Source organism: Bacteroides caccae (genome assembly GCF_002222615.2).
GTDB classification, from domain to species: domain Bacteria; phylum Bacteroidota; class Bacteroidia; order Bacteroidales; family Bacteroidaceae; genus Bacteroides; species Bacteroides caccae.
In genome coordinates this window covers 4,135,700-4,159,320 of record NZ_CP022412.2, presented here as the reverse complement: position 1 = coordinate 4,159,320, position 23,621 = coordinate 4,135,700, and the positions used below count along the sequence as shown (strand labels likewise).

The following is a 23,621-nucleotide window of genomic DNA, read 5'->3' as shown; positions in this document are numbered from 1 at the left end:
TAAATTACGGAGGACGTTCCAGTAAACAAACGGGGCGTCCTCTGTTTTGAGTTGAATTATATAATAAATATGAAGATTAAATATCACATTCTGTTGGTTCTATTCCTGACGTACGTTAATGTTGCCTTTGCTTGGCAGTCTGGTTACACAAAAGAACAGTTTTCCGGAAAAGAGGAAGGAAAAACTGAGTTCAATCCACATTGGTTTCTGTCTCTGCAAGGAGGAGGTGCCTATACTTTAGGTGAAGCGATTTTCGGAGATTTGGTATCTCCGTCCGTAGCGGTAGCTTTGGGATATAAGTTTACTCCGTTGTTTGCAGTTCGGGCAGAAGCAAGTGGCTGGCAGGCTAAAGGAGGTTGGGTAAATCCGGCAATTACTTATAAATATAAATATTTGCAGGGTGGCCTAGATGCTATGTTTGATCTAAGTAACTTGTGTTATGGTTTCCATTCAAAACGTATATTCAATGCATATCTTTTTCTGGGTATAGGCTTGAATGGCGCTTTTGACAATGATGAGGCTGTAGCTTTGAACGCAAGCGGGTACAATTTGCAACGTTTGTGGACAGGTAAGAAACTGTATGCTTCAGGACGTATCGGGCTGGGGACAAATCTTCGTCTGAATGATCATGTGGCTATCAACTTTGAGTTGAATACAAATATGTTGTCTGACAAGTTTAACTCTAAGAAAGGTGTGAATGCTGATTGGCAATTCAATGGATTGGTTGGGCTCTCTTTCACATTAGGAAAAAGCTCCAGGAAGGTGGCTCCTGTTTCTTATGAACCCGAACAACCTGTTTCTGTTACGACAGTGGAGCAGCGTCCTGAACCGATTCCGGTAGTGGAGCAATCGAAGCCGAAGGAAGACAAAATAGTTGTAGAACCTATGAAGCAGAATATTTTCTTCGCTTTGAACTCTGCTCGTATTCAGGATGAGCAACAGCAAAAAATTAGCTCTTTGGTTGAGTATCTGGAGAAAAATCCTGCGGCAAAGATTTGCATAACAGGTTATGCAGATGTAAATACAGGTAATGCAACAATAAACTTTAAGTTGTCCGAGGCTCGTGCCAAGAATGTTGCTGAAGCATTGAAATCTAAAGGCATTGCGGCAGACAGAATAAAAGTTGACTTCAAAGGAGATACAGTACAACCTTATTCTACTCCGAAAGAAAATCGTGTAAGTATTTGTATTACAGAATGAAATACTATAAAAGGAAACAGCTGAATGGAGATGCTTGTGAAAGTGTACCATTCAAATCACTGTTCCTTGGAAGGGATGCCTCCCTTATTTCCCACGGACATCCCTTTATAGCTCTTAAGGCATCTCACTTATTACGCTAGAAGCAATTTGCTAGTCCCTTTTTCCCTATAGATAAGGAGATGTTTTAAGAATACAAAGAGCCCGGGCTTGTGAAAGTCCGGGCTTTTCGATATTCATCTATCAGGCTTAATCAGCAGAAAGTCTTTATCATACAATCCCACAAGTAAACTTTCTCCTTTGGCGTTCACTTTCAGGCCTCCGTATGTTGCCTTTTGATAAAGGGTGTCTTGACCTTCTTCAAAGAAGAAAGATTCGGCACCAAGAAATAAACGATCATTTACAATTTTATAGTTGATGATCAGTTCGTTATCGTTCAAAGGTTCCAATGCATCCTTAAGTCGGACAATACGGGCTACCCGGTTACTGTCGATATTTAATACGGCATATCCATGTGTAGCTACTTGTGTATCGCCGAGTAAGTCCGATGTAGCTTCTCTATAACGGAGGCTCATGTAATCACCTTGCATAAGTGAACGAGGGTCGACGGGAGCCAGTTCAAACAATACGAGTTGACCGTCTCTCAGTGTTTGTTCTTTCTGGTAAATGGACCAGTTGAGGTATCCTAACAAAAGTAACAGGTTAGTGATAATCAGTATCCGACTCTGTTTTTTCATGTTTCGTTCTTTTTTGAGTGAAATAATACCAAGCGATCATGAATATGATTCCTGTGAAGAAAAGCGTGATTGACTTCACAAGCAGGCTTAGGTTCAAATCATAGTAGTATTTGGAAACGGCATAGATAAAGAGTAGGAGTGCGGCGGCACATTCTGCTTTATAGCCATAATGAAAACATATCAGTATCAGTAAGAGACTACCCGACAGATATGGGGCGAACATTGTCGGCAGGCAGATAAGGATACAGAGAATGCATATTCCGATCTGACTTACTGGGTTCGTTACTTCCATTACCGGCATGATACGTTGAATAATAAGAAGAATCCCGATCCAGATAAAGATAGATAGTAACCAATAGGGTGCGGGTATTCCATAATTAACAGACAATCCGGCTAATAAGCAGATACAGGAAACGAATAAGCCGGAATGGAAAGGTGTGTATTTGGAAACTAAGTTTTCCTTTAATCCGGTCAGGATATCCCTTTCGTATAGATTGGTGAACAGGAAAACTGCTAAAACCGGGACTACTGCTATTTGCAAAAGTTGTATTGACGAAGATAAATAAGCTAACTCTCCGAGAAAAGAAATAATAAATAGAATGACAGAAAGGAAAGGTAAGATGAAACCTTTCGATAAGAAGAAAGTGAAAATGCCGGTTATCGCAAGTGCAATAAAGAGAGCATTTGTACTTTTGTTTAGTCCATAAGCAATCAGTGCACATCCGGCGATGTACAGAGTGATATTCATTGCATCCAGAAAAGGAACTGTGAGCCGGCGACTTATTGTCAGGGTAGTAATGATGAATAAACATCCGATTATCAGACTGGATGTTTCAGTGCGGATAATCGAGGCAACTACCAGAAATCCCAAAAAGAAGATAGCAGTCAGGATTCCTCCGATAATTGATACTACTTGGATTGTCAGGTTATTCTTCTGTGCCATACCATTGCCTTTTTAGGTGGAGAATAAAATATATAATCAAGGTCGTTCCTGTGATAACGATAATTCCTGCAAAGAGAAACAGATTGACATTTTTGAGATTACTGTGTGATATAAAGGTAGTCAGCAGGATCATTAGAGTTGCAAAAGGAATGGTAGCGAGATAATACAGATTCTTTTGTTTCCGGCCGAACCACAATCCTACCGAAAACAAAAGAATGGTACTTGCTAACGGGACGGATAGAATGGTATTATCTTCACAGATAGCTGCCATTGTAAGATAACTGGTATGTATAATTGTAGCCAACGACAGGAAGCTGATCAGCCAATGGTTTCGTTTATTCAACTGCCCTTTTATGTTCATTCGCTCCGCAACGATCGTTGATGTGGCGCATATCCAGGTTACTGCGCTGGTGAGCAAAGCGCTGGTCCACGAATGACCGGGTACTATTTGTATTACATACAGCCATATTGTTATACTGAGTAGTCCGATAAATGTCAGCCACAACGGGGCGAAACGGATAGCTACTGCCCAAAGAAAGGTAAAAAGTGTCCACCCGAGGAATAGGTGGTATGCATCGGCTCCGGTCTGATAGATTTGCCCGAATACGGCAAAAAGCGTACCTGTCAGAAAGGTTGCTCCGGTAAGGAGAACCTGTTTGACGAGCGTACTCCACCGGGTGAATACGGCGAGCAGGACAGAGGTTGCCAGTAAAACTTCTACCATTCCCAGTTTGGCGAATTTGGGGAGTTCATCCCAATTGTAGGCAAAGAAGAAGATAATGCCTGTTACTGTAAAACCAATGCCTGCCGCTAACAAGAAAATGGAAAGAAATTGATTCCATTGTCTTTTATTTGCATAGAGAGCTTGCCGGGGCAAAGGTGAAAAGTCTGACTTTTCCATGTGCTTTATACTTTTTGATGATTACAAACATAAGAAAATAAAATGATAATCACCTTACCCGATAATCTAAAATACCTCCCGTATATGTTTATAGTTAGAATTGATTGTGTCAATAACTTCTTGCGAACGCCCGTTGATTAATAACTTATACATCGACTGGGCAAAGCCTACCATTTGTCCGAACTCAATTTTGGGAGGCATGGCGAGTGCGTTCGGGTCGGTCATAATATTAACAAGTACCGGACCGTCCATTTCAAAGGCATTGTATAGGGTCGTTAATACCTCCTCCGGGTCACTGACATTGAAACCTGTTATTCCCATCGCTTCCGCTACTTGAGCGAAGTCGGGATTCAACATATTTGTCTGCCAGTCCGGTAGCCCGTCAACTTCCATTTCCAGTTTCACCATTCCCAGCGAACGATTGTTGAATACGATAATTTTAATCGGCAGTTTGTACTGAACCACCGTTGCCAGATCTCCTAAAGTCATAGACAAACCTCCGTCACCGCATAATGCGACTACCTGGCGTTCGGGGTAAGCCAAGGCAGCACCAATAGCCTGCGGCAAAGCATTTGCCATAGAACCGTGATTGAAAGAACCCAGCATGTGGCGATTACCTGTCGCTTGCAGATACCGCGCTCCCCATACGCAAGTCATCCCCGTATCTACTGTAAATACAGCGTCATCTGAAGAAAGTTTGTCAATCTCCGACATCACGTATTCGGGATGAATCTTATTCACTTCTCCTTTATCTTTCGTGTAGGCAGCTAAATCTTTCTTTACCTCTTCGTATCTTTTGAGCTGTTTCAACAGGAAAGTATCATCTGTTTTCGGGGTCAGCATACGTAATAATGCCTGAATAGTCATTTTCACATCTCCACAAAGTCCGATGTCTACTTTGGCGCGGCGTCCCAGGCGTTCGGGCTTTATATCTATCTGGGCTATTTTGATATCATCGGGCAGGAAAGCAGAGTAAGGAAAATCCGTGCCGAGCATGAGAAGTACTTCCGCTTCGTGCATACTGTAATATCCTGAAGGCATTCCCAATAATCCGGTCATTCCTACCTCGTACGGATTTTCGTATTGCACTTCCATTTTTCCTTTAAAAGTATATGCTACCGGGGCATTCAGTTTCTCGGAAAGGGCAATCACTTCTTCGTGCGCCCCACGGCAACCGATGCCACAGAATAAGGTGATACGTTCATGACTGTTCAATAAATCGGCCAACAGTATAAGGTCCTCTTCCGAAGGACAGACTTCCGGCCGGGTGAAATAGTTCCGGACTGACGAATCGACAGAAACGGCCGATGCCTTTGCCAGATCTCCCGGTAAGCCGACTACGGCTACTCCTTTACGAGTAATAGCTGTCTGAATGGCCGACTGGAGCATACGCGGAAATTGCTTGGGAGTAGTGGCTACTTCATTATAATAACTGCAATCATTGAAAAGCTTGATTGTATTGGTCTCCTGAAAATATTCAGTACCGAATTCTCTGCTTGGGATAGTGGAGGCAATAGCTATCACCGGTGCACCCGACCGTTGTGCGTCATACAAACCGTTGATAAGATGCACGTGTCCCGGACCGCTGCTACCGGCACAACATCCCGGACGTCCTGTCAGTTGCGCTTCTGCTGCGGCGGCATACGCTCCCGTTTCTTCGTGCCGCACGTGTATCCATTTTATTTTATTATTCTTCCTGACAGCTTCGTTTACTTCATTCAGACTATCGCCTGTCACGGCGTAAATACGTTCCACTCCCGATTCTGCCAGAGTGTCTATTAGTTGTTCTGCTATTTTCTTTGCCATATCTGTAATAGGTTTAGGATTGATTCTCTGATAATAACAGATGTCTGCAAAGAAAAGTTCTATTTTAACATACGCTAATACCGGTATTGTGTCGGTACACATCGCGGCTTTTATGTTAAAAATAAATTAGTAACAGGTTTTTGGTAAAGTAGCATAAACAAATGTAATGTCCTTTTGTTATCTTTCTAGGTAAAATCTTAACCTAATGTTTTAAACCTCTAAATAACTCTAGAAAAATGGACAGAAATGAAATCGGTTTGAATGCCGGTAAAGTTTGGCAGCTGCTTAGCAATAATGAGAAATGGGGCTACGGAACTCTGAAAAGGAAATCCGGGCTGAAAGATAAAGAGCTGGGTGCCGCTTTAGGCTGGTTATCAAGAGAGAATAAGATAGAGTTTGACCAATGTGATGAAGAACTCTATGTATATCTCTGTGTAAATGTTTACATCGGCTAAAGGAGTTTGGTACTTGCTGAAAACAAAGAAATTCCCGGAGTGGTAACGTGTAGTTAGTGTTTCGGGGATTTTTGTTTTTAGATATATCTTCGTGCTACTTGATTTTTGAAAATAAATCTGTTACTTTGCCATCCAATTTAAAATGTAAGGAAACAATGAGAAGTTTTGCCTCTGATAATAATTCCGGTGTGCATCCATTGGTAATGGCAGCGTTGAACCGGGCAAACACAGACCATGCATTAGGCTATGGAGACGATAAATGGACGGAAGAAGCCGTTGCAAAAATAAAAGAGACTTTTACACAAGACTGTGTGCCGTTGTTTGTATTCAACGGAACGGGTAGCAATGTGGTGGCGTTGCAGTTAATGACGCGTCCGTATCATTCTATTTTCTGTGCCGAAACAGCCCATATTTATGTTGACGAATGCGGCTCTCCCGTGAAGATGACAGGTTGTCAGATTCGTCCGATTGCTACTCCCGATGGTAAACTGACTCCCGAGCTGATGCAACCTTACTTGCATGGTTTCGGTGACCAGCATCATTCTCAACCGAGAGCCCTCTACATCTCCCAATGTACGGAAATGGGAACTATCTATACGCCCGAGGAACTGAAACGTCTGACGGACTTTGCTCATTTGAACGGTATGTATGTCCACATGGACGGAGCTAGAATTGCCAATGCCTGTGCCGCCCTCCGGCTTTCTTTTAAGGCGCTGACTGTGGATTGCGGAGTGGATGTCCTTAGTTTCGGCGGAACGAAGAACGGACTGATGATGGGGGAGTGTGTTATTGTATTCAATAAGGACTTGCAGAAAGAAGCCCGTTTTGTCCGTAAGCAGTCTGCCCAACTGGCTTCGAAGATGCGCTATCTCTCTTGCCAGTTCACCGCTTATCTGACGGATGAACTTTGGTTGAAGAATGCCACGCATGCCAACGTAATGGCAGCTAAACTTTACAAAGAGTTAAAGAAACTCCCGGAAGTAACTTTTACTCAAAAGGTAGAAAGTAACCAGTTGTTCCTTACAATGCCCCGTCCTATTATTGATAGAATGTTGGAATCTTATTTCTTTTATTTTTGGAATGAAGATAAGGATGAAATTCGTCTGGTAACTTCTTTTGATACAACGGAAGAAGATGTTGATGAATTCATTCGACTTTTAAAACGTTAAAAGGGAAAAAGGGGACAACAAAAGCCCACATAACGCTGTTGTAATAAGAAGTTTGAAACTAACTTTGTCTCTAGAGTTTTCAACTTCTTATTATATATGAATACTAGACAGAACAAGCTAATCTTATTCGCACTATTATTATTGACACAAACCTTTATTAGTGCGCAGACGCATTCTACTAAAATAGAACTGCCGGAAGACTCTATATCTGTTGCGGCCGTTAACGATTCTGTTCCGGCAAAGCGCAGCTTCTTCAAGAAATTCCTTGACTACTTCAATGATGCCAACAAGGAGAAAAAGAATAAAAAGTTTGATTTCAGTGTGATAGGTGGTCCTCACTACTCCAGTGATACCAAGTTTGGGCTCGGGCTGGTGGCGGCAGGCTTGTATCGTACCGATTCTGCTGATACGATTCTTCCTCCCTCAAATGTTTCTCTTTATGGAGATGTGTCGACTGTCGGCTTCTATTTGTTGGGAGTTCGTGGAAATCATTTGTTTCCGCAGGATAAATATCGGTTGAATTATAACCTTTATTTTTATTCTTTTCCCAGCCTTTATTGGGGGAGAGGATACGACAATGGGGCAAACTCCGATAACGAAAGTGACTATAAACGTTTTCAGGCACAGGTAAAAGTCGATTTTATGTTCCGAATGGCAAAGAACTTTTATATCGGTCCAATGGCCGTATTCGACTATATTGACGGACGGGATTTAGAAAAACCGGAGCTTTGGGAAGGAATGGCGGCACGGACAACGAATACGAGTCTCGGCCTTTCCCTTCTTTATGATTCACGTGATTTCCTGACCAATGCTTATCGTGGATATTATCTGAGGATAGACCAACGGTTCAGCCCCGCCTTCTTTGGTAATAAATATGCTTTCAGCAGTACGGAACTGACCACCAGTTATTATCACCCTATATGGAAGGGAGGGATATTGGCCGGACAGTTTCACACTCTGCTGACTTATGGAGATACCCCTTGGGGATTAATGGCAACATTGGGAAATTCTTATTCGATGCGCGGATATTATGAAGGACGTTATCGTGACAAGTGTGCTATGGATGCACAAATAGAACTTCGCCAGCATGTCTGGAAGCGAAATGGGGTAGCTGTATGGGCAGGGGCAGGAACAATCTTCCCGGAATTTTCTGCGTTTACTCCGAAACATATTCTTCCTAATTATGGTTTTGGTTATCGTTGGGAATTTAAAAAGAGAGTAAATGTACGTTTGGATTTAGGTTTTGGTAAACACCAGACCGGATTTATTTTTAATATAAATGAAGCTTTTTAAGAACATAAAGAAATGGTTGGAGAATCAGGAACATCTGTTTTACTTGTTTCTGTTCATCCTGATAGTACCTAATATTGTGCTCTGTTTTACGGAGCCGCTGTCGTTTATAGCAAAGGTCTGCAATGTCCTGTTACCTTTTGGATGTTATTACCTGCTAATGACACTATCGAGAAATTGCGGTAAAATGCTTTGGATTTTGTTCCTGTTTCTCTTTTTCGGAGCGTTCCAGATTGTGTTGCTCTATCTGTTCGGGCAGTCCATTATTGCTGTCGATATGTTTCTGAACCTGGTGACCACCAATTCGAGCGAAGCTATGGAACTGCTTGGCAATCTGACGCCTGCCATTGTCGTTGTGGTGATACTGTATATACCGGCTTTGGTGTTGGCTACCATTTCAATCGTCCGAAAACGAATGTTATCGGCAGCGTTTATCCGCAGAGAACGTAAAAGGGCTTTCGTCGTCTTCGGAGTCTCCCTTCTCAGCCTTGCCGGGGCATACGTACAGGATCCCGGCTATGAACTGAAATCGGACTTATACCCTTTGAATGTCTGTTATAACGTAGGGCTTGCTTTTCAGCGGACTGCCTTGACGCAGAACTATCACCACACTTCCAAAGACTTTACCTTCCATGCCCAAGCTACGCATCCGGAGGAGAAACAAGAGGTGTACGTGATGGTAGTGGGCGAAACCTCCCGTGCATTAAACTGGCAACTGTATGGCTATGAACGGGAAACGAATCCGTTGCTTGTCCAGCAGTCGGGATTGGTTGCTTTCCCGAAAGTGCTGACAGAATCGAATACCACGCATAAAAGTGTGCCTATGTTATTGTCTGACGTTACTGCTTGCAGTTATGACTCTATTTACCATCGGAAAGGAATCATTACTGCCTTTAAAGAAGCGGGCTTCCGGACAGCTTTTTTCTCTAACCAACGTTTTAATCATTCTTTCATCGACTTTTTCGGAAGGGAAGCTGATACCTTTGATTTTATAAAAGAGGATTCGTTGGATTTTTCCTATAATCCTTCTGACAATGAACTCTTGAAATTGGTAGAGCAGGAACTGGCCAAAGGTGCAAAAAAACAATTTATCGTCCTTCACACCTATGGTTCTCATTTCAACTATCGGGAACGTTATCCGTCGGGAGACGCTTTCTTTACACCGGACTATCCGGTTGAGGCGGAAAGGAAATTTCGGGATAATCTGGTAAATGCATACGATAACTCTGTCCGTTACACGGACAGCTTATTGGCACGCCTTATCGGTATGTTGGAGAATCAAGGTACAGATGCAGCCTTGATTTATACATCCGATCACGGAGAAGATATTTTTGACGACCCCCGTCATCTTTTCCTTCATGCCTCACCTGTACCGTCCTATTATCAGCTTCATATTCCGTTTCTTATCTGGATGTCCGACAGTTATCGGGAAGCCTATCCCGAACACTGGGAAGCTGTGACGGCTAATAAAGAAAAGAATATTTCCTCCAGCAGTTCCTTCTTTCCGACGATGCTGGACTTGGGAGGAATAAAAACTCCTTACCGGGATGATTCGCAATCTGTGGCAACCCCTCTTTATAAAATGAGGCCGAGAGTCTATCTGAACGACCATAACGAACCTCGTCCGTTGGATGATTTAGGGATGAAGAAACAGGACTTCCATATGTTGGAAAAACAGGAAATCAACACCTAAACTTAATACTTGCTAAAATTTTCATCCAAAAGACAGATTGGCGTGTTATTTGCAATATGATGTATGAACGATTAAATTCATAAAACATGGCCTATATAGATTATTACAAGATTCTTGGAGTTGACAAGAGTGCTTCACAAGATGATATCAAAAAGGCTTTTCGTAAGTTGGCCCGGAAGTATCATCCTGACTTGAATCCTAACGACCCTAGTGCAAAGGATAAGTTTCAGGAAATCAATGAAGCCAATGAGGTACTGAGTGACCCTGAGAAACGTAAAAAGTATGATGAGTACGGAGAACATTGGAAGCATGCTGATGAATTCGAAGCACAGAAACGAGCGCAGCAACAGGCCGGAGGCTTTGGTGGTGCGGGCGGCTTTGGCGGATTCGGTGGCGGAGGACAAGGTTTCTCCGATGGTAACGGAACATATTGGTATAGCTCCGATGGAGAAGGCTTTTCCGGAGGTAACGCCAGTGGCTTCTCTGACTTCTTCGAGTCGATGTTCGGCCACAGGGGAGGCAAGGGACAAGGTGCTGCGGGATTCCGTGGACAGGACTTTAATGCGGAGCTTCATCTGTCGCTTCGTGATGCTGCTCAGACGCATAAACAGATATTGACCGTCAACGGTAAACAGGTACGTATCACTATTCCTGCCGGTGTAGCCGACGGTCAGGTGATTAAGCTGAAGGGCTACGGAGCCGAAGGTATCAACGGGGGACCTGCAGGCGACTTGTACATTACATTTGTCATTGCCGAAGATCCTGTTTTCAAACGCTTGGGCGACGACCTGTATGTTGATGTGGAAATAGATCTCTACACTGCCGTATTGGGAGGTGAGAAGATAGTCGACACTTTGGACAGTAAAGTGAAACTGAAGATAAAGCCGGAAACACAGAACGGTACGAAAGTACGCTTGAAAGGAAAAGGATTCCCGGTTTATAAGAAGGAAGGACAATTCGGTGACCTGATTGTGACCTATTCCGTTAAGATTCCTACGAATTTGACGGATGCACAGAAGGAATTGTTCCGTCAATTACAGAGTATGAACTAAAATGAATGAGTACCATGCAGACCGAATTAATTATTGTCAGTGAATACTGTCACAAATGTCATATTGAGCCTTCATTCATTGAATTGTTGGAAGAAGGCGGTTTAATTAACGTACACACTGAAGGTAGTGAACATTATCTGCTCGTGTCCGAACTTCCGGACGTGGAACGTTATAGCAGGATGTATTATGACTTGTCCATTAATATGGAAGGCATTGACGCCATTCATCACTTGTTGGAAAGAATGGAGGAGATGAAACGCGAAATGGACTCACTCCGTAAGCAGCTTACGCTATACCGCAAACGGGAAATAGAAGATACTGACTGGTAGAAAAATAAAGCTTCTGTTTGTACTAAACAGAGGCTTCATTTATAGTAAACAGAGGCTCTGATTCACTCAATCAGAGCCTCTGTTTTAATAAGACTGTTCCGGGAGAATATGACTATCGGAGATATGTACAGATTTCTTCCAGATAGTGCGCATCAATATCATCGAAACTATCCAATGAATCACTGTCAATATCCAGCACTCCGATCACGTTCCCTTCTCTCATCATCGGTACAACTATTTCCGATTTGGAATCGGAACTGCATGCAATGTGGCCGGGAAATTGTTCTACATCAGGAACAATCAGCGTATGTGCTTCTTTCCAGGCCGTGCCGCAAACTCCTCTGCCAAAACGGATACGAGTGCAGGCGATAGGCCCTTGAAACGGACCTAGCACAAGCTCATCGCCTTTCACCAGATAAAAGCCTACCCAGAAGAAATTGAAAGTCTGCTTTAATGCGGCGGAAAGATTCGCAAGATTGGCTATGAAATCCGTTTCCGTACTTATTAATGCGTATAACTGAGGGAGTAGTTCACGATACTTTTCCTCCTTGCTTCCCGCGTTGATTGATAAATTTTCTGCCATATCGGTTGTTACTTGATTTGATTTAATATACTTGGATCTTTTATCTTGTCGTCTTCTGCAAAGAAGATAATCTTCGTCAGTATTTCAGCCGTTTTCGGGTCCTCATCCACAAATGGCAGGAACAAGCGTCCGCGGTTTTGTGAATGTACCGGGAGAACGGCAATCTGTGCGCCTCCTTCCTGATGAATCACACCGCTTCCCAAGTGAATGTTGTACTTGCCCAGCTTGCCCTCGATACGGACAAAGTTGCCTTCCACCTTCACATTGTTGAAATGGAACAACGGCATTGTCAGTTCCACCAATACGCTACGCATTTCGATCGTAGAGTGACTGGTTTCCGGATCTACACTTCCGGCGTGCGCCACGCTTACGGCAAGGTCTACATCCCTCATTACTTCGGAGAACACAACGGGAGGAATCTCCGAAATCTTCATGGGCTTATAATCCTTCCGGTTGTAGAAACAAACATATTCCAACGTAGGAGCTTCGATGTCGGCAGGCGAGAACCAATCGGCCATTGCGTAAATATTGGCAATGATATTCTCTTTGTAATAGATCTTTTGAAGTCCGTCCTCATAGTCGGCTACCCAACGACGTCCCTTCAGTACGGCAATTGTTTTCTGCGGTTGAATCTGGTTGCCGGCGTAGCGGCGGGATTGTGTTGCTTCCGCCTCTTCGGAAGTAGGAACGTAGAGCTCGCGGAACACCTGTTTGAAAGGTTGGCGGATTGCTTTATCGAACAGGAATTTCTGATATGCGTGCCAGTTGCCGCTTGCATACAAGTCGGTGGGGTGGGCGATGCGTAACTCGTCTTTCGCTTTTAACGGGAGGCAGACGGCGTTTGCCGTCACCAGCAATCCGTCAGTGTAGAAACCTGTTTGTCCGTTACAGATAAAGACCAGATGTTTCAGCAACGGCCATATAACGGGATTTTGCATCAGCTTGCGCAACTCGCTTTCTTCAAAACGGGTACAGTCTTCCATTGCTTGCTCCAGCATAATGCGCGAACGGGTATACTGGTCTTTCAGCTTCTTATGCACCGCTTTCAGTTCTTCTACATACGGATGTTTTTTCAGTTTGGCGGGCATACTGTTGAGTTCTTTGCCCGCTTTGATCTGCTTGATCTCTGACTTGCCTTCTTCGCTGACTTGCACGTATACTTCCACACCGTCTATCTCTTTGGGAGTCAGGTAAGGGAGCAGTTCTTTAATCAGCTCCGTTTCCATGCTCCATGTCAGGCGGGTGACGTCTCCGTAGCCGGAATTACGTGCAAGGTTTTGCAGTGCGATGCTGACGGCTTTCTTTTCGCTTTCCTGTCTTTGTGCACCGAATTCCTTGCTTTCTTTCAAGAACTTTTGCAAGTATTGGTAACGTTCCAGCAACTCCTTGTCTGCTTTGCGTCCCAATGGGATCAGTCCGTAACTCATCAACAAATCCTTGTTCCGTTTGGCAATGATTTCCTTCTTTACATCTGCCGCCTTTACCGTGCCGCTGGTTGCGTCGGCAAACTTGCGGGCACGGGTATGGCTGTTGCTGCATGAAATATATTTGGCGGCATTGTAGACTACTTCAAAGCGTTGTTTGCCGATAGTCTTGAATGCATCTTTGAACCAGTCAATGTCAAATGCGCCTTCCCGGAGGTCTTCCACATCAATCGGGGTATAGCGGGCGATAATCGCTTTCTTTTTGTCATCGCAGGTTTCATTGGTATGGGCATGGAAATAATAAGCCGCGCTTGTCAGTCCCTTCCAATTGATCGCCTTCTCGGTAAGTTCTATCCATTGCGGGGCGAACATGGCAGCTTCTACCAGTCGTTCATTGCTGATTTCAGCCTGTTTTGCAAGCTTTTTCAGTTGGGCACTTGTGTCTGTCGGCAGTGGATAGCAGGCGTGGAGCAGGCTGCTCAATACTCCGCGTTTCGTATTGTTCCAGTTATAGCTGTCGCGAATGAAGGTATCTTTGCCGAATGCCTGCAGGATGCCGATGAACGTTTTGGCTCCGTAGACATAAGACAATTCTTCGGCAAGACTGGTTACCTGCGTTTCGGAATCTCCCCGTTTCAATTCTATTTCCAGAATCCTGTCGACCACCTTTTGTGCCAGTGAACGGAACAGAGAGAAGTCGATTCCTTTGATATCGGCATACCTTTCTTTCTCTTTACTGAAACGGAAATTGTCATTCAATACTTTTGTGATAGCCTCTACGCGGCTGGGGGAGTTGACACGTCCCATCATTTCCCGGTAAACTTCTTCGGCCGGAATTAATCCCAGCATCCATGCTCGGGCGAAGTCCGTAGCCTGGAGGTAAGAGTCCGTTTCTTCCAGTTCGGGTGTATGCTCCATGTAATTGGTGAGCTTGTAGAGCTGGTAGCGTACGGTGAAGTAGCGTACGAACAGATCATCGCTGATCGGCTTTTGAGGTATTTCGAGCCAGAAGTTTACAAACTTGTTGTTGTGTATCGGGTAAACGATTTGTTTCTTTCCGTATTCCATTTTATCCCTGAGCCATGCGTGCTTGTTGGTATATTGACGGAAAATGTTTTCTGTATTCAGCAATGGCAATAATTGGAGCAGCATATTGACGGATAACTGTTGATAGGCAGCTTCATCCCTGTATTCATGAGCCAGTGCTTCGATGATATCGTTAATCTGATCGTAATATGTCAGCTTGCGGAGTTCTTTTTGCAGCCCGCGATAGACGACACCTGTATACATCCGGTTGATAAGCGGATCGAAGCTATTGGCCGATTTCTGGTCTGCTTTTCTGTCTTCCTCATCTTCCTCGTCATAATCGTCTTCATCCTGGGGAGTTCCTGTCGATGCAAGCATGAAGCTCATCATCAGTAATTTGTCATAACTGCCTATCTCTTCTTCATAGAAGGCTTTCCAAAGTTCCGGACGTCCGAGTCCGCTCAATCCTCCGTAGTTACTCCAGTTTATCAAGACACTATTGCCTATCAGGCACGCTTCCCCGTAGCTATTCTTAAACTCCGCGTTCTTATATGTTTCAATGTATTTATTCAGCTTCTTGAAGATGAGCTTTGCCCTTCCGAAGCAGATAAGTTCAAATGTTTTTCTCACATTGAATCCTTTGTCCGGAGTGATTTCCGGCAGGTTGACTTCCAGGGCAGGGTCGTACAGTCCGAAACCGTTCTCTTTCGTGTAGTGCTGTGTGACTGTCTTTTCCGTTCCGTCGCCAATCAGAGACTCTATCAATACCTTTTCCTTGGCGTTCGGTTTTCGGATTTCTTTGACAACAGGAAGAAGTTCCTGATAGATATCCTGTAGAAATTCTGTATTATGGATAGTCTTCATCATATCCAGACCGGCCAGACGGCGTTCCAATACCTTATCTGTCAGTAAGCGGCGGATACTGTCTGCCAGTTGTTCTTTCGGCTGTTTCATCAGCAGATTGATAGCGTTAATACGCATCTCGCTGTATTTGAATCGTAACAATTCCTCTACCTTCAGGTTCTGTTCGGGCGATAAAGTCATATCGGACAATACTTTATAAGCTTCGTCGCGTACATCTACCGAACGGTCACCGAGTGATTGAAGTACGTATTCTTCTTGTAATTGGCTGGTGGGAGGATTCAGTACAATGCCGATATATCCTGCTCTCATATAAGTTTCCAGAGTAGGCAGATAAGCACAGAGATCGTCCCTTAATGCCGAGTCATGCAGCATCCAGGTGATGTATGCCATTTTGAGTACAATGTCCGAACGGGTGAGGAATGCACTTTCCCAGAAGAATATGTACGGAGAGTAAGTCTCTTTGGCAGAGATTGACTGATAGACTTGTTTCAGGTATTCATAGTGGCGGACCGCTTCTTCTTTTGTTTCGAAGTAGTCGATAAGTTGCGGACCTTCTTGGTAATTGCCGTACCGGCTGAGATAGATCCCGTTCATATAGAGAGGAAGAATGGATGCAACCACCGAAGGTTCGTTGTGCCATACTTCCAGCGCTTCTTTGCTGATGCGATGGTTCATCCCTGTATATTGCGTGCAACGCAGGAAATAGAGGAGAGTTTCTACCTGATATTTAGCACCTTCTTTGATGATTTGCGGTATAAGTGCCTGAATGTCTTCCGTATTATAGAATCCGATACTCCATAATGCCAAGTAAAGCTTGGTTGTGTCTTTGCTTTGGAGAGCCTTGCGGGCGTCCTCTTGATTATTCAGGAAATGCCGGATGAGTTCTACATATTTATTGGTGATACGGTCACTGCTGTCCTGTTCGCCGATACCTGTACTGACTGCTATGCCGCGTTTCACGGAAGCAAAGCGTTGAAGTCCGTTGTCGTAGATAATGGAAAATAGGTAGAGGTAGCTTTCGGGACAGCCTTCGTCCATTGTCTCTACGATAGCTTGCCGGAGTCCTTCTTGCAGTTTGGCAGCCAACAATAACTTCCCTTCCAGTTCGAGCAACGGACGGTATCCGCTGGCAGCGATAGCTTGAAGGTGTCCCTGATTCAGACGGTTGGCATTGTTTTCGCTGGTCAGCACGTTTTGCAAGTACTCAATGACGGTGGCATTTCCTTCCGCTATTTGGGCAGCCATCCAACTCTGGCAACTCATAGCGTCTTTGATTGTTTCTATTTCTTCCGGTGTTCTTCCTCCGTTGAGTATGGACTGTTCGTTAAACCCGGTTGCACGTAGTTTCAGAAACTGGGTCAGTGCATCTGTCACATGGTTGAGATGCAGGGTCGGGTCAACCGAACGTTGTGAACGTCGTGAATACCCACAAGTATACGGGCAACGGGCCTTGATTTTCAAGTAAGTATGAAACAGCCCGGCATATTCGTCCCCCAATAAGTAGAGAAGTAGTTTATTTAGTTTTCCGTCAAAAAGATGGGCGACATTCCTGATACTTTCCTCTCGGATGATTTCGGTGATACAAGGTTCCAATTGCTCGCCATACGTCCCGTAGCGGGTATCCATGTCAAGATATTGAATGAATACATCGAAGAGAACAGCCGTTTCTTTATCCAGCTTTTTTTTATTCTTTATTAATTTGTCCACATACGGGATGATTCGTTTATTCAAATCTTCATTGTAAATGATTCTCATGATTATCTGTTTTTTGGGGGTTATTATAGATACTTACCATAATCTTCCCGATAGCATAGTCAGTCGGATAAAGGTCAGTGTAGTTTCTTCTTTTAATACAACAGGAGAAGAAAGCCCGCCTGCTTCCGTGTCATCTATAAAGATACGGAAAATTCCGTCCTCATAAGATTGCAGCGCATTGACGATTGCTTCAGTTTCTGCGGCCGGTCTGCCGTTATAGTTTACTTCGAAGCCTACCTTTCCGGAGGCAGCCTTGTCCTCAACTTCTTCCCGGGTGAGATATTGCAATACTTCACTCTGTTGCAGGCGATCGTTATATTTGCTTACTTGCCAGCTGACAATACTTGCAATCAACTCCTGCACATTGGTGGGAGGAACAGAAAAGTCGACGGGTAGCTTTTCAATGCAGCACTTTCGCTTTCCCAGTTGTTTTACTTGAATGTATACTCTCATTGTTTACTTTATTTGGTTATTTGAATGCTTGATACAATAGCTTCCAAGTCTGCTTGTGCTTCCTTGTCGTAGACAAGCATTACTATGGAAAAGACTCTTAGTTGATCTTCCTGGAAATAACGTAATGCAATTTGCTGTACGTCATGCCCTGGCTCATCGGGAGCTCCGATATGCAATGGATTCGAGGTCTGTGTCATAGGCAGGCCGTTGATCGTTACGTTGCTTTGTTTATAATCCTCCGAAGGCTCTCCATTTGTATTTCTCGGGAGCAGGAGTGTCAGTTCTTTTATGCGTTCAAACTCTTTCCGTGTGTCATAGGTAAGCGCGACGGCAGTTAATTGGTTTCCTCCATTGACGAGCATTAGAAAAGGAGGTTCCGCAGTGGGAGTCAGTCCTCGCGCACCTGTTATCTTATGCCAGTTTGTAGGATATTGGCAACTGAAATTTGTTGTTGCATCATAGAAAGAAAGCCATGTGTCATTGTTGCCGACAGGGGTATAAGGTGGCATTTGCAGGGTGGACGACTTGCTTGGCGTATTCGTTGCAGGCTGGTTGTCATTTTCCTCTTCCAGTTCACCGTTAAGATAAGCTTCCACGATTCCGCTTTCCCATTCCTTACGTATTTCCCGATATGTTGAAGGGATGTTCTGGCAAAGTCCGAGGAAACTGAACAGGAAGATTCCGAAGATCCCCAGTTCCCCTACAATAGAAATAGTTCTTTGTGCATCCTTCTTCTCAAATCTGTAACTGATTACATAAATGATTCCCAAAAGAAAGCCACTGAGCAATCCACCGATATGTGCGGCATTATCGATTCCTGCTTTCATGCCATATACCAGATTGTAGCCTACGAAAAGAAGGATACTAATTAATAATGCTTTCCGTTGTGCTCTCGGGATGTGGTGAAAAAGGAGGAAAGCCAGAAAGATGCCGTAAAGTCCGAAGATCGCTCCTGAAGCTCCGGCACTGATTGTTTCGGCGTGCATATAAAGACTGAAGGCTGCCGAACAAACCCCGGTGAGCAGATAGGAGATGAACATACGCCGCGTTCCTATCAGGTCCTCCAACCAAAGTCCGATATACATGAAAGCATACATATTCATCAGCAAGTGGAAAGCGCCGATATGTATGAAGTTGCAGGTTATGGCGCGCCACCAATCTCCGGTAAGGGTTAGCGGTCCAAAATCAGCCCCCCATTTCAGTAAGGCCAGTGTGGAAGGTTCCAGGATTCCCACTCCGAAAGCCACCATTAAGATAAAGATCAGAAGATTAAGGTCCATTAGGATAGGAGTCGCTATAAATCCTTTCCGGGGAATGAAGAAACTGATAAAGGATGATTTCTTTTCTATTTCTTTGAGATATGCTTCTTCTTCCTCGGTCAACGGCCGGTTAAAATCATCTTCCAGTTTTTTGGCTTTTTGCTCTAATTCTTCCGGAGAAAGAGTTGATTTTATTTCTTCCATTGCCTTCTGCAAACTTTGGATGTTTTTTCTGTTCTTGCCATAGTCTACCAGTTGCATGGCAATGCTTTGACTGCGAACAGATATTTCTCCGTCACTTCCTTCCTGAATAGAGACTGTGATTTCCTCTCCATGGGATTTTATACTCATAGGGACATCAAAACGGACACCTTCAAGAGTGAGTTCTTCAATATTCCATTCTAACTTTTGAGAAGCTTCAAGGGCTAAAATCAGAATTTGTGTGTTTGATAAGCCAGCAAATTGTAGTGTGTCCTCATGTAAAGGCCTGAGTCTAAATGCCATATTATTCTCTTTTAATTGTTGTAAATGATTGCCTATTTCCTGACAGACAAATGTATGGAATAATAATGAGAAAAAGTAGAAATAAGTGGGGTATATTTTTATAGATATAGAGAAACTTAATTGGGTGAGACATAGCCGGTTCGAACGAAGGGGAGGGGATATCAAACAGAAAGGACCGGATTTGTCCGCCCGAATACGTAAAGATTATCATATTCGAGCAGGCAAATCCAGCCCTTGCGTTGTATAATATTCTGTTACTTCTTATAGAAAGCCAAGTCTTCTTTATCGAAGTTGCTGATAAAGTTAGCATGTTTTTCCACTTCTGCTTCCGCATAGTTCAGATATACGTGTGCAGATTTAGAGAACAGTTCGGAAGATCTGCTTGCATCCTGAATCAGCAGGTGAGACATGATGATGTCGGCAGCCATTTCCATTAATCTGCGGGCTGTGAAGTCGAGCAGTTCCTGATCTTGTGCTTCTTTCACTGCGTTGGTACTGGCTTCGAACTTATCTGCCATTTTTTTCAGACGAGACATCAGCGGTTCCATTTCCGGTGAGCAGGGGATAGCCTCGAACTCGCGTATAGTAGCGATGTAAGAGCCATTCGTTACGTAACGGATAGCGGCTACGGTCTGCAACTGAGTTGTACCTTCGTAGATACTGGTGATACGTGCATCGCGGTAGATGCGTTGGCAAGCATATTCCATCATGAAGCCCGAGCCACCGTGTATCTGTATACAGTCGTAAGCATTCTGGTTGGCATATTCGGAGTTCATACCTTTGGCAAGCGGAGTGAAGCTGTCGGCCAGTTTGGCGTATTTCTTCTGTTCCTGACGTTCTTCCGGAGTCAGTTTACGTTCGCGGGCGATGTCATCCAGTGCTTTGTAGATGTCTACGTAGCGTGCTGTTTGATACAGTAGTGCACGTCCTGCATCCAACTTACCCTTCATGATGGCAAGCATATCATAAACAGCCGGGAATTCGATAATTGCCTTTCCGAACTGTTTGCGGTCTTTGGCATAAGCCAATCCTTCGTTGTAAGCAGCCTGGCTCAATCCTACCGATTGTGCGGCAATACCCAGACGGGCACCGTTCATCAACGCCATTACATATTTAATCAAGCCAAGCTTACGGTCACCGCAAAGTTCGGCTTTTGCATTCTTGTATACCAGTTCGCAAGTAGGAGAACCGTGGATACCGAGTTTGTTTTCGATACGACGGACATTAACTCCCCCCTGACGCTTGTCATAGATGAACATAGACAAACCGCGACCGTCTCTAGTTCCTTCTTCCGAACGTGCCAGTACGAGGTGGATATCCGCGTCACCGTTAGTAATGAAGCGTTTTACACCGTTCAGCAACCAGCAGCCGTCTTTTTCGCTGTAAGTCGCTTTCAGCATGACCGACTGAAGGTCGGAGCCTGCATCCGGTTCCGTCAAGTCCATAGACATTGTTTCGCCTTGGCAGATGCGGGGGATGAAACGGCTGTGTTGGTCGGCATTACCGAATTCGTATAATGTTTCGATGCAGTCCTGCAATGACCAGATGTTGCCGAAACCGGCATCAGCAGCCGCTACGATTTCTGCACACATGGTGTACGGAGTAATCGGGAAGTTCAGTCCGCCGAACTGACGGGGCATGGTCATACCGTTCAAGCCGGCTTTCACCATGGCGTCGAGGTTCTGTTTCGTACCCGAAGCATATTCTACACGTCCGTTGGCGCAGTGAGGGCCTTCTTCGTCAACGCCTTCTGCGTTGGCAGCAATGATTTCTCCTGTGATTTCTCCTGTGATCTCCAGTACTTTGTCGTAAGAGTCTACGGCATCTTCGAAGTCCAGCGGAGCATAATCGAATTCATCTTTATCTCTGTAATTGCGTTCTTTCAGTTCGCAAATACGCTTCATCATCGGATTGTTCAAGTGATACTTGAGTTCCGGTATGTCTGTATAATAATTAGCCATTGTTCCTTACTTACTATTTTGTTTATAATACTTAATCATCTTCGGTACAACTTCTTCAATCGTTCCGTTGATTACATAATCGGCAATCGTGTTGATCGGAGCGTCCGGGTCGTTGTTGATAGAGATGATGATACCACTTTCCTGCATACCGGCGATATGCTGAATCTGTCCGGAGATACCGCAGGCAATGTAAAGTTTCGGACGAACCGTGACACCTGTCTGTCCAATCTGACGGTCGTGCTCTGCATAACCTGCATCCACAGCGGCACGGCTGGCACCTACTTCAGCATGAAGTTCTTTAGCTAGGTCGAACAGCAAGTCGAAGTTTTCTTTCGAACCTACACCGTAACCGCCGGCTACGATAATCGGAGAACCTTTCAGGTTGTTCTTGGCTTTTTCCACATGGCGTTCGATTACCTTCACTACATAATCCGTGTCGGCAACGTATTTCTTCACGTCGTGGCGGATCACTTCTCCCTGATAAGTCGGGGAGAGGATTTCTTTCTTCATCACACCTTCGCGAACGGTTGCCATTTGCGGGCGGTGTTCCGGGTTTACAATCGTTGCAACGATGTTGCCGCCGAATGCCGGACGGATCTGATACAACAGGTTTTTATAAACTTTGCCTTCTTTCTTGTCTTCGTGGTCACCGATTTCCAGAGAAGTACAGTCGGCAGTCAGTCCGCTGGTCAAAGCGGAAGAAACACGCGGGCCGAGGTCGCGACCGATAACGGTGGCACCCATGAGGCAGATTTGCGGTTGTTCTTCTTTGAAAAGGTTCACCAGGATAGCGGTGTGGGGGAGTGAAGTATAAGGATAAAGTCCTTCTCCGTCGAAAACGTGGAGTTTGTCTACTCCGTAAGGAAGGATTTGTTTTTCAATATCTTTGAGGTCTGTTCCGGCAACCACAGCTTCGAGCTGACAGTTCAACTGGTTGGCTAACGAACGACCTTTGGTCAGAAGTTCAAGGCTAACGTCTGCTACGTTACCTTCTTCTATTTCGCAATATACAAATAAGTTATTCATGATTATCCGATAGTATGGTTAGCTAACAGTTCAACAATCAGGTCTTCCACGTCACGGTCGCTGCCGCTAATGGTTTTGCTCTCTTTAGCCTGGAACACGATGTTCTGAATGGCTTTCACTTTTGTCGGCGAACCGGACAGACCACATTGTGCGAGGTCACCGTTTACGTCGGCTACGCTCCATTCTACCAGATTCAGGTAGTCGCGTTTGTCATACAGGTCAGTATAATCAAGGTTACCTTGCTGTTTTTCGCTAACAGTTTTGGCATGTTTGTACTTCTGCACCAGTTTCGCGTTGCGCGGACGGCAAGGAGCTGCCGAGCCGTTGACAGTAATCACGATAGGCAACGGGCCCTCTACGGTTTCAACACCACCGTCGATGTGGCGTTTCACTGTAATCTTGTCTTTACCTACTTCCAGAATTTCTTCTGCGTATGTGATTTGGGTCAATCCCAACTTTTCTGCTACCTGCGGACCTACTTGCGCCGTATCCCCGTCGATAGCCTGACGACCACCAATAATAATGTCACAGTTACCTATTTTGCGGATAGCAGTAGCCAGCGCGTAAGAAGTAGCCAGTGTATCTGCACCGGCGAAAGCACGGTCGGTCAGCAAGTAACCGTTATCTGCACCACGGAAAAGTCCTTCACGAATAATGTCGGCAGCACGACCTGGTCCCATTGTCAGAATGGTAACGGTAGAGCCTGGATGAGCATCTTTCAGTCGAAGAGCTTGCTCGAGAGCATTCAAGTCTTCGGGATTGAAGATAGCGGGGAGTGCCGCACGGTTAATGGTTCCGTCGGCTTTCATGGCATCCTTCCCAACATTACGTGTGTCGGGAACTTGTTTTGCCAATACAACAATTTTCAAACTCATGTTATTAATTTTAGTATTAGTATTTCTACAAGTAGGTAGTAGCCAGTAGTCAAGTAGTAATCTCTTGCTATTCAAACTATCCGGTTAACTATCAGCGTGCAAATTTACGCAAACACTTGGTTCTGACAAGAAATCCGAGTAAAAAATGCACAGGTTTAAGGATTTTGAGCAAAAGAAGAAGGATTTTTATAGATTTGGTTGGGGGGTGAAAGTATATTTATTGAATTTGTTCTTGCTCGATATTACTACTGCTTTTCTGGCAAGTTGCTTATTTGCAGAGTGGTTAAGCAGGACTTTATAGGAAAGGAAACCGGTATAG

At 44.4% G+C, this 23,621-nt stretch carries 18 protein-coding genes; 7 read left to right on the top strand and 11 right to left on the bottom strand.

Features of this window, described 5'->3' with window-relative positions; translation table 11 throughout:
• Positions 1-69: 69 nt before the first annotated feature.
• Entirely contained in the window at positions 70-1,200 is a 1,131-nt protein-coding gene (locus CGC64_RS17050; protein ID WP_005681664.1) for an OmpA family protein, read from the top strand.
• A 233-nt stretch (positions 1,201-1,433) separates the two neighbouring features.
• On the opposite strand, the gene CGC64_RS17045 is transcribed toward CGC64_RS17050, so the two are convergent.
• The 4 genes from CGC64_RS17045 to CGC64_RS17030 all read right to left on the bottom strand — a co-directional run bounded on the left by CGC64_RS17045 (position 1,434) and on the right by CGC64_RS17030 (position 5,584).
• Entirely contained in the window at positions 1,434-1,934 is a 501-nt protein-coding gene (locus CGC64_RS17045; protein ID WP_005678309.1) for a GDYXXLXY domain-containing protein, read from the bottom strand.
• A complete protein-coding gene (locus CGC64_RS17040) occupies positions 1,900-2,877 on the bottom strand; it encodes a DUF4401 domain-containing protein (RefSeq protein ID WP_005678310.1) in 978 nt (325 codons plus the stop codon). The genes CGC64_RS17045 and CGC64_RS17040 overlap by 35 nt, the downstream gene beginning before the upstream one ends.
• Positions 2,861-3,778 (bottom strand): DUF2157 domain-containing protein, encoded by a 918-nt coding sequence (locus CGC64_RS17035; protein ID WP_005678311.1) that lies wholly within the window; start codon positions 3,776-3,778, stop codon positions 2,861-2,863. The genes CGC64_RS17040 and CGC64_RS17035 overlap by 17 nt, the downstream gene beginning before the upstream one ends.
• 66 nt (positions 3,779-3,844) lie before the next feature.
• Positions 3,845-5,584 carry a thiamine pyrophosphate-dependent enzyme gene (locus tag CGC64_RS17030; protein ID WP_032855343.1) on the bottom strand — a complete coding sequence of 580 codons (1,740 nt, stop codon included), beginning with the start codon at positions 5,582-5,584 and terminating at the stop codon, positions 3,845-3,847.
• Positions 5,585-5,820: 236 nt separating this feature from the next.
• Between CGC64_RS17030 and CGC64_RS17025 the strand changes: the two genes are divergently transcribed.
• The 6 genes from CGC64_RS17025 (at position 5,821) to CGC64_RS17000 (ending at position 11,572) form a co-directional block, all read left to right on the top strand.
• The gene (locus CGC64_RS17025; RefSeq protein ID WP_005678315.1) at positions 5,821-6,039 is read left to right on the top strand and encodes a winged helix-turn-helix domain-containing protein; all 219 of its coding nucleotides are present in this window, start codon (positions 5,821-5,823) and stop codon (positions 6,037-6,039) included.
• A gap of 155 nt (positions 6,040-6,194) precedes the next feature.
• Positions 6,195-7,208, top strand: a complete 1,014-nt coding sequence (locus CGC64_RS17020; protein WP_005678317.1) for a threonine aldolase family protein — start codon at positions 6,195-6,197, stop codon at positions 7,206-7,208.
• Between the two features lie 96 nt (positions 7,209-7,304).
• The gene (locus CGC64_RS17015; protein WP_005678318.1) at positions 7,305-8,501 is read left to right on the top strand and encodes a BamA/TamA family outer membrane protein; all 1,197 of its coding nucleotides are present in this window, start codon (positions 7,305-7,307) and stop codon (positions 8,499-8,501) included.
• Positions 8,488-10,191 (top strand): phosphoethanolamine transferase, encoded by a 1,704-nt coding sequence (locus tag CGC64_RS17010; RefSeq protein WP_005678319.1) that lies wholly within the window; start codon positions 8,488-8,490, stop codon positions 10,189-10,191. The genes CGC64_RS17015 and CGC64_RS17010 overlap by 14 nt, the downstream gene beginning before the upstream one ends.
• Before the next feature lie 86 nt (positions 10,192-10,277).
• A complete protein-coding gene (locus CGC64_RS17005) occupies positions 10,278-11,243 on the top strand; it encodes a DnaJ C-terminal domain-containing protein (RefSeq protein ID WP_005678320.1) in 966 nt (321 codons plus the stop codon).
• A 14-nt stretch (positions 11,244-11,257) separates the two neighbouring features.
• Positions 11,258-11,572: a chaperone modulator CbpM gene (locus CGC64_RS17000; protein WP_032855346.1), complete on the top strand. Its 315-nt coding sequence runs from the start codon at positions 11,258-11,260 to the stop codon at positions 11,570-11,572.
• A 112-nt stretch (positions 11,573-11,684) separates the two neighbouring features.
• Here CGC64_RS17000 and CGC64_RS16995 read toward each other — a convergent pair whose 3' ends face one another.
• The 7 genes from CGC64_RS16995 to CGC64_RS16965 form a co-directional block, all read right to left on the bottom strand.
• A complete protein-coding gene (locus CGC64_RS16995) occupies positions 11,685-12,155 on the bottom strand; it encodes a GAF domain-containing protein (protein ID WP_005678322.1) in 471 nt (156 codons plus the stop codon).
• 8 nt (positions 12,156-12,163) lie between these two features.
• The gene (locus tag CGC64_RS16990; RefSeq protein ID WP_005678323.1) at positions 12,164-17,224 is read right to left on the bottom strand and encodes a DUF4132 domain-containing protein; all 5,061 of its coding nucleotides are present in this window, start codon (positions 17,222-17,224) and stop codon (positions 12,164-12,166) included.
• 33 nt (positions 17,225-17,257) lie between these two features.
• Positions 17,258-17,677: a hypothetical protein gene (locus CGC64_RS16985; protein WP_005678324.1), complete on the bottom strand. Its 420-nt coding sequence runs from the start codon at positions 17,675-17,677 to the stop codon at positions 17,258-17,260.
• 8 nt (positions 17,678-17,685) lie between these two features.
• Positions 17,686-19,440: a rhomboid family intramembrane serine protease gene (locus CGC64_RS16980; protein ID WP_005678325.1), complete on the bottom strand. Its 1,755-nt coding sequence runs from the start codon at positions 19,438-19,440 to the stop codon at positions 17,686-17,688.
• A gap of 254 nt (positions 19,441-19,694) precedes the next feature.
• The gene (locus CGC64_RS16975; RefSeq protein WP_005678326.1) at positions 19,695-21,401 is read right to left on the bottom strand and encodes an acyl-CoA dehydrogenase family protein; all 1,707 of its coding nucleotides are present in this window, start codon (positions 21,399-21,401) and stop codon (positions 19,695-19,697) included.
• Positions 21,402-21,407: 6 nt separating this feature from the next.
• The gene (locus CGC64_RS16970; protein ID WP_005678327.1) at positions 21,408-22,427 is read right to left on the bottom strand and encodes an electron transfer flavoprotein subunit alpha/FixB family protein; all 1,020 of its coding nucleotides are present in this window, start codon (positions 22,425-22,427) and stop codon (positions 21,408-21,410) included.
• A gap of 2 nt (positions 22,428-22,429) precedes the next feature.
• Positions 22,430-23,302: an electron transfer flavoprotein subunit beta/FixA family protein gene (locus CGC64_RS16965; protein ID WP_005678328.1), complete on the bottom strand. Its 873-nt coding sequence runs from the start codon at positions 23,300-23,302 to the stop codon at positions 22,430-22,432.
• Positions 23,303-23,621: the final 319 nt, after the last annotated feature.

Coding starts and splice junctions, on each gene's coding strand:
- CGC64_RS17050 (WP_005681664.1), top strand. CDS start 70: ATGAAGATTAAATATCACATTCTGTTGGTTCTATTCCTGACGTACGTT.
- CGC64_RS17045 (WP_005678309.1), bottom strand. CDS start 1,934: ATGAAAAAACAGAGTCGGATACTGATTATCACTAACCTGTTACTTTTG.
- CGC64_RS17040 (WP_005678310.1), bottom strand. CDS start 2,877: ATGGCACAGAAGAATAACCTGACAATCCAAGTAGTATCAATTATCGGA.
- CGC64_RS17035 (WP_005678311.1), bottom strand. CDS start 3,778: ATGGAAAAGTCAGACTTTTCACCTTTGCCCCGGCAAGCTCTCTATGCA.
- CGC64_RS17030 (WP_032855343.1), bottom strand. CDS start 5,584: ATGGCAAAGAAAATAGCAGAACAACTAATAGACACTCTGGCAGAATCG.
- CGC64_RS17025 (WP_005678315.1), top strand. CDS start 5,821: ATGGACAGAAATGAAATCGGTTTGAATGCCGGTAAAGTTTGGCAGCTG.
- CGC64_RS17020 (WP_005678317.1), top strand. CDS start 6,195: ATGAGAAGTTTTGCCTCTGATAATAATTCCGGTGTGCATCCATTGGTA.
- CGC64_RS17015 (WP_005678318.1), top strand. CDS start 7,305: ATGAATACTAGACAGAACAAGCTAATCTTATTCGCACTATTATTATTG.
- CGC64_RS17010 (WP_005678319.1), top strand. CDS start 8,488: ATGAAGCTTTTTAAGAACATAAAGAAATGGTTGGAGAATCAGGAACAT.
- CGC64_RS17005 (WP_005678320.1), top strand. CDS start 10,278: ATGGCCTATATAGATTATTACAAGATTCTTGGAGTTGACAAGAGTGCT.
- CGC64_RS17000 (WP_032855346.1), top strand. CDS start 11,258: ATGCAGACCGAATTAATTATTGTCAGTGAATACTGTCACAAATGTCAT.
- CGC64_RS16995 (WP_005678322.1), bottom strand. CDS start 12,155: ATGGCAGAAAATTTATCAATCAACGCGGGAAGCAAGGAGGAAAAGTAT.
- CGC64_RS16990 (WP_005678323.1), bottom strand. CDS start 17,224: ATGAGAATCATTTACAATGAAGATTTGAATAAACGAATCATCCCGTAT.
- CGC64_RS16985 (WP_005678324.1), bottom strand. CDS start 17,677: ATGAGAGTATACATTCAAGTAAAACAACTGGGAAAGCGAAAGTGCTGC.
- CGC64_RS16980 (WP_005678325.1), bottom strand. CDS start 19,440: ATGGCATTTAGACTCAGGCCTTTACATGAGGACACACTACAATTTGCT.
- CGC64_RS16975 (WP_005678326.1), bottom strand. CDS start 21,401: ATGGCTAATTATTATACAGACATACCGGAACTCAAGTATCACTTGAAC.
- CGC64_RS16970 (WP_005678327.1), bottom strand. CDS start 22,427: ATGAATAACTTATTTGTATATTGCGAAATAGAAGAAGGTAACGTAGCA.
- CGC64_RS16965 (WP_005678328.1), bottom strand. CDS start 23,302: ATGAGTTTGAAAATTGTTGTATTGGCAAAACAAGTTCCCGACACACGT.